This is a genomic window from Nakamurella multipartita DSM 44233, from assembly GCF_000024365.1.
GTDB classification, from domain to species: Bacteria; Actinomycetota; Actinomycetes; order Mycobacteriales; family Nakamurellaceae; genus Nakamurella; species Nakamurella multipartita.
The window spans coordinates 5,334,025-5,346,835 of sequence record NC_013235.1 but is presented as its reverse complement, the minus strand read 5'-3'; the positions used below and the strand labels follow the sequence as shown (position 1 = coordinate 5,346,835).

12 protein-coding genes and 1 pseudogene are annotated in these 12,811 nt (G+C 73.3%); 4 read left to right on the top strand and 9 right to left on the bottom strand.

Annotation, left to right across the window (positions count from 1 at the left end):
* Positions 1-82: 82 nt before the first annotated feature.
* A complete protein-coding gene (locus tag NAMU_RS23815; protein WP_015749893.1) occupies positions 83-310 on the top strand; it encodes a hypothetical protein in 228 nt (75 codons plus the stop codon).
* Between the two features lie 80 nt (positions 311-390).
* Here the strand turns inward: NAMU_RS23815 and fdhA are convergent, their stop codons facing one another.
* Positions 391-1,620, bottom strand: a complete 1,230-nt coding sequence (fdhA, locus tag NAMU_RS23810) for a formaldehyde dehydrogenase, glutathione-independent (RefSeq protein WP_015749892.1) — start codon at positions 1,618-1,620, stop codon at positions 391-393.
* 172 nt (positions 1,621-1,792) lie between these two features.
* Between fdhA and NAMU_RS23805 the strand changes: the two genes are divergently transcribed.
* Positions 1,793-2,833 (top strand): zinc-dependent alcohol dehydrogenase family protein, encoded by a 1,041-nt coding sequence (locus NAMU_RS23805; RefSeq protein ID WP_041369375.1) that lies wholly within the window; start codon positions 1,793-1,795, stop codon positions 2,831-2,833.
* Between the two features lie 28 nt (positions 2,834-2,861).
* Here NAMU_RS23805 and NAMU_RS23800 read toward each other — a convergent pair whose 3' ends face one another.
* From NAMU_RS23800 to NAMU_RS23780, 5 genes and pseudogenes are all read right to left on the bottom strand, one after another.
* On the bottom strand, positions 2,862-4,208 hold the full coding sequence (locus NAMU_RS23800) for an acetyl-CoA carboxylase biotin carboxylase subunit (RefSeq protein ID WP_015749890.1): 1,347 nt from the start codon (positions 4,206-4,208) through the stop codon (positions 2,862-2,864).
* Between the two features lie 47 nt (positions 4,209-4,255).
* Positions 4,256-5,590, bottom strand: a complete 1,335-nt coding sequence (locus NAMU_RS23795; RefSeq protein WP_015749889.1) for an MFS transporter — start codon at positions 5,588-5,590, stop codon at positions 4,256-4,258.
* A 40-nt stretch (positions 5,591-5,630) separates the two neighbouring features.
* Entirely contained in the window at positions 5,631-6,497 is an 867-nt protein-coding gene (locus tag NAMU_RS23790) for a 5-oxoprolinase subunit C family protein (protein ID WP_015749888.1), read from the bottom strand.
* Positions 6,494-7,132, bottom strand: coding sequence for a 5-oxoprolinase subunit B family protein (locus NAMU_RS23785; RefSeq protein ID WP_015749887.1), 639 nt, complete (start codon positions 7,130-7,132; stop codon positions 6,494-6,496). The genes NAMU_RS23790 and NAMU_RS23785 overlap by 4 nt, the downstream gene beginning before the upstream one ends.
* Positions 7,129-7,887 (bottom strand): annotated as a pseudogene (locus NAMU_RS23780) (LamB/YcsF family protein). Before NAMU_RS23780 ends, NAMU_RS23785 begins: the two are co-directional and overlap by 4 nt.
* A 93-nt stretch (positions 7,888-7,980) precedes the next feature.
* Here NAMU_RS23780 and NAMU_RS23775 point away from each other — a divergent pair.
* Positions 7,981-8,682, top strand: a complete 702-nt coding sequence (locus tag NAMU_RS23775) for a GntR family transcriptional regulator (RefSeq protein WP_015749886.1) — start codon at positions 7,981-7,983, stop codon at positions 8,680-8,682.
* 6 nt (positions 8,683-8,688) lie between these two features.
* Here the strand turns inward: NAMU_RS23775 and NAMU_RS23770 are convergent, their stop codons facing one another.
* Positions 8,689-9,201: a hypothetical protein gene (locus NAMU_RS23770; RefSeq protein WP_015749885.1), complete on the bottom strand. Its 513-nt coding sequence runs from the start codon at positions 9,199-9,201 to the stop codon at positions 8,689-8,691.
* 93 nt (positions 9,202-9,294) lie between these two features.
* Between NAMU_RS23770 and NAMU_RS23765 the strand changes: the two genes are divergently transcribed.
* On the top strand, positions 9,295-10,014 hold the full coding sequence (locus NAMU_RS23765; protein ID WP_015749884.1) for a PIG-L deacetylase family protein: 720 nt from the start codon (positions 9,295-9,297) through the stop codon (positions 10,012-10,014).
* A 24-nt stretch (positions 10,015-10,038) separates the two neighbouring features.
* Here the strand turns inward: NAMU_RS23765 and NAMU_RS23760 are convergent, their stop codons facing one another.
* Positions 10,039-11,127 carry an aminotransferase class V-fold PLP-dependent enzyme gene (locus NAMU_RS23760; RefSeq protein ID WP_015749883.1) on the bottom strand — a complete coding sequence of 363 codons (1,089 nt, stop codon included), beginning with the start codon at positions 11,125-11,127 and terminating at the stop codon, positions 10,039-10,041.
* Positions 11,124-12,788 (bottom strand): alpha-keto acid decarboxylase family protein, encoded by a 1,665-nt coding sequence (locus tag NAMU_RS23755; RefSeq protein WP_015749882.1) that lies wholly within the window; start codon positions 12,786-12,788, stop codon positions 11,124-11,126. Before NAMU_RS23755 ends, NAMU_RS23760 begins: the two co-directional genes overlap by 4 nt.
* Positions 12,789-12,811 lie beyond the last annotated feature (23 nt).

The following is a 12,811-nucleotide window of genomic DNA, read 5'->3' as shown; positions in this document are numbered from 1 at the left end:
GGACCGGCCGCCGAACGGTGAGAAGCCTCTGAACTGTGCCGATCGATGCGGCCGCCGGCCCGCAGCTGGAATTATCGAACACATGTCCAATCTCGAACAGCTCGACGCCATGATCGCGGAACTCGCCGCCCTCGAGGCGACGTCCGACGACGATCGGCTGGCGCTGGTGACCGAGCTGGCACAACTGCAGAAGGTCGCGACGGCCGCGCAGGCCCGGCTCGCCGCGGCGCTGGCGGCCTCGCAACGGGCCAGGCTGGTCAGGGCCGGCTTCCGCATCGGGGTGCGACCGGCGAGCGGCGGCGGGCCCTGACGGGCGGGCACGCTCGCGCACCCGACTGCGGGGGTGGGCGGGTTCGCCCTCCCCCGCAGTCGGTGCGTGGTGCTGGACTGCTAGTTCGGGCTGACCTTTCCGGTCGTGTTGTGCGGGTCGATGACGTACTTGCGGGCGACCCCGGAGTCGAACTCGGCGTATCCCTTCGGCGCCTGGTCCAGGCCGATGACGGTGGCGTTCACCGCGTCACCGATCTTGACCTTGTCGTGCAGGATCGCGTTCATCAGGCCGCGGTGGTACTTCATCACCGGGCACTGACCCGTGGTGAACGACAACGACTTCGCCCACCCCAGACCCAGCCGGATGGACAGCGAACCGATCTTGGCGGCGTCGTCGACGGCGCCCGGGTCGCCGGTGACGTACAGCCCCGGGATGCCCAGTCCGCCACCCGCGGCGGTCAGGTCCATGATCGAGTTCAGCACGGTGGCCGGAGCCTCGTGGCTGGCGTCCTTGCCGTGCCCGCGGGCCTCGAAACCGACCGCGTCCACGGCACAATCGACCTCGGGAACGCCGAGGATCTGCTCGATCTGGTCCTTCGGGTCACCCTTGGACACGTCGACCGTCTCGCAGCCGATGGAGCGGGCCTTGGCCAGCCGGTCCTCGTTGAGATCGCCGACGATGACCACCGCCGCGCCCAGCAACTGGGCCGAGACCGCGGCGGCCAGCCCGACCGGGCCGGCGCCGGCCACGTACACGGTGGACCCCGTGGTGGTGCCGGCGGTGTAGGCGCCGTGGTACCCGGTGGGGAAGATGTCCGAGAGCATCGTCAGGTCCAGGATCTTCTCCAGGGCCTGATCCCGATCCGGGAACTTGAGCAGGTTCCAGTCGGCGTAGGGCACCAGCACGTATTCGGCCTGCCCGCCGACCCAGCCACCCATGTCCACGTACCCGTAGGCGGAACCGGGCCGATCCGGGTTGACGTTCAGGCAGATGCCGGTCTTGCCCTCCTTGCAGTTCTTGCAGCGGCCGCAGGCGATGTTGAAGGGGACCGAACAGATGTCGCCGACCTGGATGAACTCGACGCCGGGCCCGGTCTCGATCACCTCACCGGTGATCTCGTGGCCCAGCACCAGGCCCTCGGGGGCGGTGGTGCGGCCGCGGACCATGTGCTGGTCGGAGCCGCAGATGTTGGTGGTGACGACCTTGAGAATGGCGCCGTGCGGCACCTTGCGGCCGACGTTGAGGGGATTGACGCCGGGTCCGTCCTGCAGTTCGAAGGTCGGGTATGCGATGTCCTGGACGGCCACCTTCATCGGGCCCTGATAGGTCACGGCGCGGTTGTTCGACATGCGCTCTCCTCATCGTTGAGGTGGGGTGACGAGCCGTTGGTCACGGTCAGGTCACGTTGCCCTTCCCACTCTATGGACTTGCCCGGAGTGCGCATCTGGCAAATGGATGGTCGTTGCCTGGGCATGATGTGTGCGCCGAGTAGCGGAGAGTGATGAAATGAGAACGAGTTTCATGAGGGCGTTGCGGTACGACGAGGTGGGCGCCCTGCCCCGGATCGACCGGGTGCCGGTCCCGGACTGCCCGCCGGGCGGTGCCCTCGTCCGGGTCGAGGCCACCGGCGTCTGCCGGTCGGACTGGCACGCCTGGCAGGGCCACGAGATCGTCCCGCTCCCGCAGACCCCGGGGCACGAGTTCGCCGGCACGGTCGCCGAGATCGGGGATGGGGTCGGCCGTTTCGCGGTCGGAGCGCGGGTGACGGCGCCGTTCGTGAACGGCTGCGGGACCTGTGCCTGGTGCCGGGCCGGCGACGCCCAGGTGTGTCCGGACCAGAACCAGCCGGGGTTCACCCATCCCGGGTCCTTTGCCGAGTACGTGGTGGTCCGGGCGGCCGACTTCAACCTGGTCGGCCTGCCCGATCAGGTGGACGCGGTGGCCGCGGCGGCCCTGGGCTGCCGGTTCGCCACCGCCTACCGGGCCCTGACCGGGCACGCGCAGGTGGGTCCGGGCACCGAGGTCGCGGTGTTCGGGTGCGGCGGCGTGGGCCTGTCCGCGATCATGATCGCCGTCGCGCTGGGCGCCCGGGTCACCGCCGTCGACCGGTCGGCCGCCGCCCTGGACCGGGCCCGGGAGTTCGGTGCGGCCGGCACCGTCCGGTCGGCCGACCCGCTCGACCAGGTTGCCCAGGTGGTGGCGGCCACCGGTGGCGGTGCGCAGGTGTCGGTCGATGCGCTGGGTTCGGCCGGCACCGCCGACGCCGCGGTGCGCAGCCTGCGCCGGCGGGGCACCCACGTGCAGGTCGGGCTCATGCTCGGGGCCGCGGCCGCCGCCCCGCTGCCCTGGGACCGGGTGATCGCCTGGGAGCTCACGGTTGTCGGCTCGCACGGGATGGCGGCCGCCGGCTACCCGCCGATGCTGGACCTCGTGGCCGCCGGACGGCTGGGGCCGGCGCAGCTGGTCGGGTCGGTGACCGACCTGGCCGGCGCCGGCGACGCGCTGGTGGCCATGAGCGACCCGGCCGCGGCGGCCGCCGGGATCGTGGTCGCCCGGCCCTGACCGGCGGGTCCGGGCCGGGCCGCGGGCGTCAGGCCCGCGCCCGCATGCGGCCCACGATGCCGGTGTCGTAGCGCCCGGAGACGAACTCCTCGTGGTCGAGCAGTTCGGCGAAGAACGGCAGGTTGCTCTTCGGGCCGGCCACCACGAAGTCGGCGACCGCCGCCCGGGCCCGCTCCAGGGCGTGCGCGCGGTCGTCGCCGTGCACGATCAGCTTGGCCATCAGCGAGTCGTAGGACGGGGTGACGGTGGTCCCGGCGGCGAAGCCGGAATCCACCCGGACGCCGTCACCGGCCGGTTCCACCCACTCGCGGACCGGGCCGGGGCCGGGCAGGAACCGCTTGGGATCCTCGGCATTGACCCGGAACTCGATGGCGTGGCCGGTGAACCGCACCGCGTCCGGATCGAACCCGATGGGCTCGCCGGCCGCGATGAGCAGCTGCTCGCGAACCAGATCGATCCCGGTCACGGCCTCGGTGATCGTGTGCTCGACCTGCAACCGGGTGTTCATCTCCAGGAAGACGAAGTCCTGCGCGGCCTCGTCCACCAGGCACTCCACGGTGCCCGCGCCGACGTAGCCGACCGCCTGCCCGGCCCGCACCGCCGCCTCCAGCATCCGCGCGCGCAGCTCGGGACCCACGCCCGGGGACGGGGTTTCCTCCGCCACCTTCTGGTTGCGCCGCTGCACCGAACAGTCCCGCTCGCCCAGCGCGAGCACCCGCCCGTCGGGCAGGCCCAGGATCTGCACCTCGACGTGCCGGGCCACCGGCAGGAACCGTTCCAGCAGCACCGATCCGTCGCCGAAGGTCCGTTCGGCGAAGGCGCTGATCGTGGCGATCTTCTCGACCACCTGGTCCATGTCGTAGGCCACGGCCATGCCCATGCCGCCGCCGCCGGCCGAGGCCTTGACCATGATCGGCGCGCCGATGGCCTCCGCGGCGGCCCGGGCGGCCGCCGGATCACCCACCGGTTCCCGGGTGCCGGCGGAGACCGGAACCCCGGCGTCCTGCATCAGGTTGCGGGCGTTGATCTTGTCGCCCATCCGCTCGATCACCTCGGCCGACGGGCCCACCCAGATCAGCCCGGCGTCCACCACCGCCTGGGCGAAAGCGGCGTTCTCGGACAGGAATCCGTAGCCGGGATGGATCGCCTCCGCGCCGGTGTCCTTGGCCGCCCGCAGGATCGCGTCCACGTTGCGGTAGGACTGCGCCGGGGCGGCCGGGCCGAGCAGCACCGCTTCGTCGGCCTCGGTGACGAACGGCAGGTCGGCGTCCACGTCGGAATGCACGGCGACGGTGCGGATGCCCATCGCCTGGGCGGTGCGGTTGATGCGGCGGGCGATCTCGCCGCGGTTGGCGATCAGCAAGGTCTGGAACACGCTTGTCTTCCTTCGGGTTTCAGGTCGGCAGAGGCAGGCCGGTCGGGTCAGGAGGTGGTGGCGGCCGGACGGTGGGCGGCGGACAGCACGTGCTCCTCCTCCTGCGGTTGCGGGTCCCGGCCCAGGCGAAGTCCGACCAGGGTGACCGCGACGCAGCCCGCAAGGTACAGCGCGATCGGCACCCAGGAGCCGAACGCGCCGAGCAGCGCGGTGAACACCAACGGGGCGATGGCGCCGCCGATGACCCCGGCCAGCGTGTAGGCCAGCGAGCTGCCGGCGTAGCGCAGGTGGATGTCGAACTGCTCGACGATGTACGCCGCCTGCGGCCCGTACATCAGGGCGTGGAACGCCAGGCCGATGACGACCCCCAGGATCAGCAGCGGCATCGACGGCTGGCCCAGGATCAGGAAGAACACCGGCACCCAGATGGCCGAGCCGATCGCGGCGATGGCGTAGAGCAGCCGCCGGTTGATCCGGTCCGACAGCGCCCCGGCCAGCGGGATCAACCCCAGCTGGGCGGCCGAGCCGATGAGCACGGCGGTGAGCACCTGGCTGCGGGTCATGCCCAGGACCTGGGTGGCGTAGGTCGCAACGAACACGGTGAACAGCGCGTACAGCACGTCCGGGCCGACCCGGGCCAGCGCGGCGGCGGTCAGCGCCCGCTTCTGGGTGGCGAAGACCTCCTTGATCGGCGCCTTGGGGCGCTCGCCGCTCTCCTTGATGGCCTGGAAGACCGGGGTGTCCTCCAGCTTGAGCCGGATCCACAGGCCGAAGGCGACCAGGACCGCGGAGATCAGGAACGCCACCCGCCAGCCCCAGCTCAGGAACGCGTCCTCGGTCAGCGCGGCGGCGAGGACGGCCAGCACACCGTTGGCCAGCAGGTTGCCGGCGGGCGGGCCGATCTGGGCGGCCGAGGCCCAGAAGCCGCGCTTGGCCGGATCGCCGTACTCGCTGGACAGCAGCACCGCGCCGCCCCACTCGCCGCCGACCCCGACGCCCTGCGCGAAGCGCAGCATGACCAGGATGATCGGCGCGGCCACCCCGATCGAGGCGTAGCCGGGCAGCAGGCCGATCAGCAGCGTGGCCGCCCCGATCAGCATCAACGTCCAGACCAGGACGTTCTTGCGGCCGACCCGGTCACCCAGCCGGCCGAAGACGATCCCGCCGACCGGGCGGGCCAGGAACCCGACCGCGTAGGTGGAGAAGGACAGCAGGGTGCCGGTGAGCGGGTCCTCGCCGGGGAAGAACAGTTGCGGGAAGACCAGGGCGGCGGCGGCCGAATAGACCGCGAAGTCGTAGTACTCCAGGGCGGTGCCGGTGAGGCTGGCCGCGTACGCCTTGATCAGCGGGCCGCGGCCCGGTCGTGCGGTGGGAGCGGGCATCTCGTACCTCCGGGGTGGGGGGTCGGCCGGGTGGGTCCGGTCAGACCGATGCGAAGCGCAGGTGCTGACCGGGCCGCAGTTGCGCGGCCCGGTCGATGTCCTCGTCGAGGACGACGGCGACGACGGGATACCCGCCGGTCAGCGGATGGTCGGCCAGGAACAGCACCGGCTGCCCGCTGGGGGGGACCTGGATGGCGCCCAGAACGATTCCCTCGCTGGGGATCTCGGCGTCATCGGCGCGGCGCAAGGCCGGGGTGTCGGGGTCCGGTCGATCCAGCCGGACGCCGACCCGGTTGCTCTGCGGGGACACCCGCCAGCGGCCGGCGGTCAGCGCGGTCGGGTCGGTGAACCAGTCCTCGCGCGGGCCGAACAGCACCCGCAGGGTGGTCTCGGGCTCGCCCATCGGGGTGGCCGCCGGGGCCGGGCCGGCGGGCTCGGGCTGGCCGCCGTTCCGCCCGACGGTCAGGACGTGGTCCTTGCCGAGCGGGGCCGGGCCGAGGCCGGACAGGGTGTCGGTGCTGGCCGAGCCGAGGACCAGGGGGACGTCCAGGCCGCCGGCCACCGCCAGGTAGCTGCGCAGACCGACCTTGGGGGCGCGCAGCCGCAGGGTCTGTCCCTGGCGCAACGCGACCGCGGTGTCGTGGGCGGCCGGGTCACCGTCGATCTCGGCCGGGGCGGGCGCGCCGGCGACCGCGACGGTCAGATCCCGGTCGGCCCGGACGACCAACCCGCCCAGGGTGACCTCGACCGCCACCGCGCCCGGGTGGTTGCCGACCAGATGGTTGGCCCGGGCGTGCGAGGCCCGGTCGGCGGCGCCGGCCCGACCGACGCCGTCGGCGGCGTGCCCGCGGCGGCCGCCGTCCTGCAGCAGGGCCAGCGGCCCGGGTCGCAGCACGGTGAGCGTCATGGCCGGTCCTCCTCGTTCACGAAGCGCACCCAGCGGCCCGGTTGGATCGCCGCGGGCGGGTCGGCCGCCTGGTCCCAGAGCGTGACGTCGGTGGAGCCGATGAGCTGCCAGCCGCCGGGGGAGCGGCGCGGGTAGACCGCGGAGAACTCCCCGGCCAGGGCCACCGACCCGGCCGGCACCTCGGTCCGGGACTGGGCACGCCGGGGTACGGCGAGCCGTCGATCCCCGCCGATGAGGTAGGCAAAACCCGGGGCGAAGCCGACGAACGCGGCCCGCCAAGCAGTTCCGGTGTGGGCGGCGATCACCTGGGCCGGCGACAGGCCGGTCGCGGCGGCGACGTCGGCCAGGTCGGGCCCGTCGTAGCGGACCGGGATGACCAGCTCCCCGGCCTCGGTCCGGTCGGTGCCGGCCGACTCGGCGGTGGCCGCGGTCGCCAGCAGCCAGTCCCCCACAGCGGTCAGGTCGGTGCCCGGGGCGAGGCGGACGAGCACGGTGGCGGCCGCCGGAATCAGGTCCTCGATCTCGGGCCGGCCGGCCTCCCGCAGGACGGCGCAGACGCCGACGGTGGTCTGCGGGTCGCCGGTCTCCAGCAGCAGCGCCCGGTCGCCGGCCGGTCGGAGGGTGGGCCGGCTCATGTGAAGGATCCGATCCGCACGCCGGCCGCTTCCAGGGCCAGCCGCACCTGGCGGGCCATGTCGACCGCGCCCGGGCTGTCCCCGTGCACGCAGATGCTCTCGGCGGCCACGGTGACCTAGTTCCCGTCGACGGCGGTGATCACCCCTTCGGTGACCAACCGGACCATCCGGGCGGCGACCTGCTGTGGGTCGTGCAGCACCGCGCCCGGTTCCCGACGGGAGACCAGGGTGCCGGCGGGGGTGTAGGCGCGGTCGGCGAACGCCTCGCGCACGGTCCGCAGCCCGGCCGCGGTGGCCAACTCCAGCACGACCGACCCGGGCAGGCCGAGCAGCGGCAGGCCGGGGTCGACCGCCCGCACCGCCTCGACCACGGCGGCGGCCTGCTCCTCGTGGTGCACGATCGCGTTGTAGAGGGCGCCGTGCGGTTTGACGTAGCGCACGGTGGTGCCGGCCGCCGTGGCCAGCGCCTGGAGGGCGCCGATCTGGTAGATGACCTCGTCGGTCAGCTCCTCGGGCTCCATGTCGATGAACCGGCGGCCGAAGCCGGCCAGGTCCCGGTAGCCGACCTGGGCGCCGACGGCGACGCCGTGTTCGGCGGCGGCCGCACAGGTGCGCCGCAGGGTGCTCGGGTCGCCGGCGTGGAAGCCGCAGGCGACGTTGACGCTGGTCACCAGGGGGGTGAGAGCGGCGTCGTCACCCAATGTCCAGCGGCCGAAGGATTCACCGACATCGCTGTTCAGATCGATCTGCGTCATACGGGATTTCCCTTCGTGGGGTTGGCCAGGACTCTACGACCAATGTGGGAATTGTTGAACAATCCTCAGATCACAATGTAGTAAACTTCGGGCGTGTTGGAAATAGGGAAGGCGAAGGAGTCGGCCAGCGGCGCGCTGGCGGCGCTCGGTCAGGCGCGGATCCGGGTGGTGGCCCAGCCGACCGCGGCCCGGGTGGCCGACGCGCTGCGCGAGCAGATCAGCGCCGGGCAGTTCCTGCCCGGGTCGCGGCTGCCCGAGGAGGCCATCGGCGAGGCCCTCGGCGTCTCCCGCAACACCGTGCGCGAGGCCTTCATCGAACTGGGGGCCGAGCGGTTGCTGGTCCGCGCGCCCAACCGCGGGGTGTTCGTCGCGGTGCTGGACGAGCCGGCCATCCGCGACATCTACCGGGCCCGCCGGATCCTGGAGGTCGGCGCGATCCGCTACGCCGTCGCCGGTCTCGACGCGACCGGGGCCCGGGCGGCCGTCACCGAGGGGCAGCGGGCCCGCGCCGCCGACGATTCCGCGGGCGTGGCCAACGCCAACCAGCACTTCCACCGGGCCGTCGTCGCGCTGGCCGGCAGCGCCCGGCTGGACCGGCTGATGGCGCACATGCTGGCCGAGATGCGGCTGGTCTTTCACACCGCGCGGGCCAACCCGCGCTTCTACGAGGCCTTCGTCGACGACAACGACGCGCTGTGCACGCTTTTGGAACAAGGCCGGCTGGAGGATGCCGCCGCGGCGATGGAGGACTACCTGGCCCGGTCCGAGCGGGAGGTGCTGCGGGCCGCCGGTTGAGGCCGGTCAGGCCAGCCACTCGTTGAGCAGCGCCACTGCCATGGCGGCGTCGCCGAAGTCGTTGTTCGCGGAGTCGATCGTCACGGCCGCCGACTTGTTGCCGAACAGCGAGATGATCCGGGCTTGGGACAGGTCCGGCCACTGGCCGGCCGCCTTCCACCCGAGGCCCTCGATCCCGGAGGCGTCGGCGTTCCAGCCGTACGGGCTGGACGTGTCGACATTGTTGAACGTCGCCATCCGGAACGACAGCCAGGCCTGGCCCTGCGGGCGATCGGCGACCAGCAGGCACGTGGTGGAGGTCGATTCGGGTGAGGGGGTCAGCGGCACCCCGGCCACGGCCGACAGCCGTTCGATCCGCAGTTCGTCGCACAGTGTGTCGGCCACGCCGACGAAGTCCGTGTCGCTGCGGGGGCTGGTCAGCAGGGTGAAGACCGCGGCCCCGGCCAGGGCTACGACGGCGGTCACCACCCACGGCCAGCGGCGACGCCGCGGACGGTTGCCGGGGGCGGGCTCGGTCACGGGCACTCCCCGGGGGTCGGCGGGCTCGGGCGACGCTGGATGTGACGCCGATGATAAGGCGCCGGACGCGCCCGGACCGGACAGAATGAGCTGGTGACCGACACCCTGGAGCCCTTCCCCGACGACTGGCAGACCGCGCTGTGCATCGCCGCGCATCCCGACGATCTGGAGTACGGCACGGCGAGTGCGGTGGCCGCCTGGACCCGGGCCGGCAAGACCGTCACCTACCTGCTGGTGACCTCCGGGGAGGCCGGCATCGACGGGCTCGACCCGGCCGAGTGCGGCCCGCTGCGCGAGGCCGAGGAGCGGGCCGGGGCGGCCGAAGTCGGGGTCGAATCGGTGGAGTTTCTGGGCTACCCGGACGGGGTCGTGGAGTACGGGCTGCCGCTGCGCCGGGACATCGCCCGGGTGATCCGGCGCCGCCGCCCCGATCTGGTGGTCGCCTCCAACCCGGACCCGCGACCGGCCTGGGGCGGCATCGACTACGCCGACCACCGGGCGGTCGGCCTGGCCGCCGTCGACGGCGTGCGAGATGCCGGCAACCGCTGGGTCTTCCGGGAGCTGGTCGACGAGGGGCTGCCGCCGTGGAAGGCGCGCTACACCGCGCTGGCCGCCTCCCCGCGCGCCGCCCACGCGGTCGACGTGACCGACACCCTGGAGTCCGGCATCGCCTCGTTGAACGCGCACCGGCGGTACCTGGAGGGACTGGGCGACGACGCGCCCGACGTGGCGCAGATGCTGCGCGGGTTCGCCGAGATGAGCGCGCCCCGGTTCGGGGGCCGGCCGGCGGTCGCCTACGAATTGCTGGCCTGAGCGGCCCGCACGGTCTGGCTCAGCTCAGCCGCGCAGCGCCCGCACGGCGAGCTCGACGTCGTCCTCCGTCGAATAGAGGTGGAACGCCACCCGTACCCGGCCGGCCCGCAGGCCGAACCGCACGCCGGCGGCGTGCAACCGGTCGACCGCGGCGTCCCCCGCGGCCACGCTGACGATGGCCGAGTCCGACGGCGGCTGGTCCAGGGCGGCGAGGAAGGTGGTGGCCAGGCCCAGATTGTGCGCGTGGATGGCCGGTACCCCGACCTCGGCCAGGACCCGCAGCGCCGGGTCGGTGCCGACCCAGCAGTGCCAGGCCGGGGAGATGTCGAACCGGCGGGCGTCGGCGGCCAGCTTCATCGGCCGGCCGTAGTACGAGCCGTGGATGTCCTGTGCGGCGAACCAGTTGGCGGCCAACGGTTTCAACGTCAGCTCGGGGTGCCGTTCGGCCAGCGTGGGGTGGTGGACCGCGAACGCGGTGCCGCGCGGGCTGCACAGCCATTTGTAGGCGTGGCTCACCAGCAGGTCGGCCGCGTCGACGTCCACGGGCAACCAGCCGACCGCCTGGGTGGCGTCCACGACGGTGAGCGCCCCCACCGCTCGCGCGGCCCGGCCGATCGCCGTCACGTCGGCCACCTCGCCGGTCGCCGACTGCACGGCCGAGTAGGCGACCACGTCGACGTCCCCGGTGATGGCGTCCAGGAAGCGGTCGGTCGGGGCGGTGATCACCCGCACCCCGCGGTCGGCGTGCACCGCCCACGGGAAGACGTTGGAGGTGAACTCGATGTCCGGGACGAGCACGACGCTGCCGTCGGGAATGCCCGCGGCGACCGGGGCCAGCAGCTGCGAGGTCGACGCCCCGGTGGCCACCGTGGCGGCCGGCACGCCGAGCAGGTCGGCGAATCGCGACCGCGACTGCTCGACGCTGCGCGCCCAGCCCTCCCAGCTGGTCCGGCCGGTGCGCCAGTCGCCCAGGGCGGCCTGCAGGGCGTCCCAGGCCGGCCGGGGTGGCAGCCCGTAGGAGGAAGTGTTGAGGTAGCCGGGCGCGGCGTCCCACAGGGTGGCGGCCTGCGCGACGGTCGGCCGAGCCGCGGGCCGGGTGACCGGTCCGGTCATCGGGTCTTCCCGCCCAGCACCCGGGTCAGCGTGGCCAGCAGGTCGGGCACGTCGTCGCGCGGCACCACCGCCTGGATCAGGGTGAGCCCGGCCGCGCGGGTCGGGACGGCGGCGAGGGCGGCCCGCAGCGCGCCGACCGTCTCGACCCGCACCGCCGTCGCGCCGGCCGCGCCGAACGCCGCCGGCAGCGCGGTCCAGTCCCAGCGGGCGATGTCGTTGTACGGCTCGTCCGGGCCGTGGATGGCCCGCTCCACGGTGTAACCGTCGTTGTCGACGACGAGCACGACCGCGCGCAGCCCGAGCCGCGGCACGGTGGACAGTTCGGTCACCGTCATCTGGGCCGCGCCGTCCCCGACCAGCAGCACCCCGCGCCGCCCGGGGGCCGCGGTGCACGCACCGACCAGCGCGGGCAGCGTGTACCCGATCGAGGCCCAGAGCGGCTGGCCGACGAAGGTGACGCCGGACGGGATCGGGTGCGGCGCCATGCCGTAGAACGAGGTCCCCTGGTCGGCCAGCACGATGTCGCCGGCCCGCAGGTGGTCGGCCACCTCCTGCCACAGGGTGGCCTGGGTGAGCGGGTCGCCGTCCGGCGCCGGCGGTTCCGGATCCAACGGCGGGGCCGCGGCCAGGTCGGCGGCCGGCCGGTCCGCGACCAGCGGGGCCAGCGCGGCCAGCGCGTCGGCCAGCTCGATCGGCGCGAAGGTGGCGGCGCCGACGCACGCGACGCGGGGGCCCAGGTCGATCGTGCGGGACCGGGTGATCCGCTGGGTGAACAGCCCGCTGTTCAGGTCGGTGAACTGCACGCCGGCCAGGATCAGCGCGGCCGCGTCCTCGACGGCCCGCCGGGTCGTCTCGGTGCTGCCGGCCGCGCCCGAGTAGGTGCCGGCGAATCCCGGCGCCGACTCGTCGACCAGGCTCTTGGCCCACGGGGTGACCGCGTGCGGAACCCCGGCGGCGAGCACGTCGGTCAGCGGGCCGGCCGCGCCGAACCGGTGCACGAGCAGGCCGGCCAGCACGCCGATCTCGGCCCGGGTGGCGGCCCGGTCGAGCAGGGCGCGGGCGGCGTCGGTGAAGGCGGCCAGCGCCTCCGGATCGGTGCCGTCCGCGCTCGGGGCCAGCGGGGCGGTCGCCCGCGGCACCGGCGCCTCGGCCACGTCGGCCGGGACGACCAGGTAGCCGGGCAGCCGCTGCTCGCGGACCGCGGTCAGTACCCGGTCGATCTCGGCGACCGCGTTAACCTCGGTGAGACTGGCCCGGGCGCAGGTGATGTCGGCGTGCATCGCGGTGAAATGGCCGAATTCGCCGTCACCCAGGGTGTGGTGGACAGGCCGGTGCTGGGCCTGCTTGACCAGCGCGGGCGCGCCCACCACGTGCACCACCGGCACGTGTTCGGCGTAGCTGCCGGCCATCGCGTTGATCGCGCTGAGCTCGCCGACACCGAAAGTAGTGCACAGCGCGGCCATTCCGCGCAGCCGGGCGTACCCGTCGGCGGCGTAGCCGGCGTTGAGCTCGTTCGTCGTCCCGGTCCAGGCGACCGACGGGTGGTGCACGATGTGGTCGAGCAGGGCGAGGCTGTAGTCGCCGGGCACGCCGAAAACCCGGTCGATGCCGAGCTCGGCCAGCCGGTCGACGAGGTGGTCGGCGACGGTGTAGGTCTGCACGACCGCCAGTCAAACAGACCCTG

Excerpts from the sequence above, each read along its gene's own strand:
- NAMU_RS23795 (WP_015749889.1), bottom strand. The coding sequence starts at position 5,590 with ATGCCCGCTCCCACCGCACGACCGGGCCGCGGCCCGCTGATCAAGGCG.
- NAMU_RS23760 (WP_015749883.1), bottom strand. The coding sequence starts at position 11,127 with ATGACCGGACCGGTCACCCGGCCCGCGGCTCGGCCGACCGTCGCGCAG.
- NAMU_RS23785 (WP_015749887.1), bottom strand. The coding sequence starts at position 7,132 with ATGAGCCGGCCCACCCTCCGACCGGCCGGCGACCGGGCGCTGCTGCTG.
- fdhA (WP_015749892.1), bottom strand. The coding sequence starts at position 1,620 with ATGTCGAACAACCGCGCCGTGACCTATCAGGGCCCGATGAAGGTGGCC.
- NAMU_RS23805 (WP_041369375.1), top strand. The coding sequence starts at position 1,793 with ATGAGGGCGTTGCGGTACGACGAGGTGGGCGCCCTGCCCCGGATCGAC.
- NAMU_RS23815 (WP_015749893.1), top strand. The coding sequence starts at position 83 with ATGTCCAATCTCGAACAGCTCGACGCCATGATCGCGGAACTCGCCGCC.
- NAMU_RS23790 (WP_015749888.1), bottom strand. The coding sequence starts at position 6,497 with ATGACGCTCACCGTGCTGCGACCCGGGCCGCTGGCCCTGCTGCAGGAC.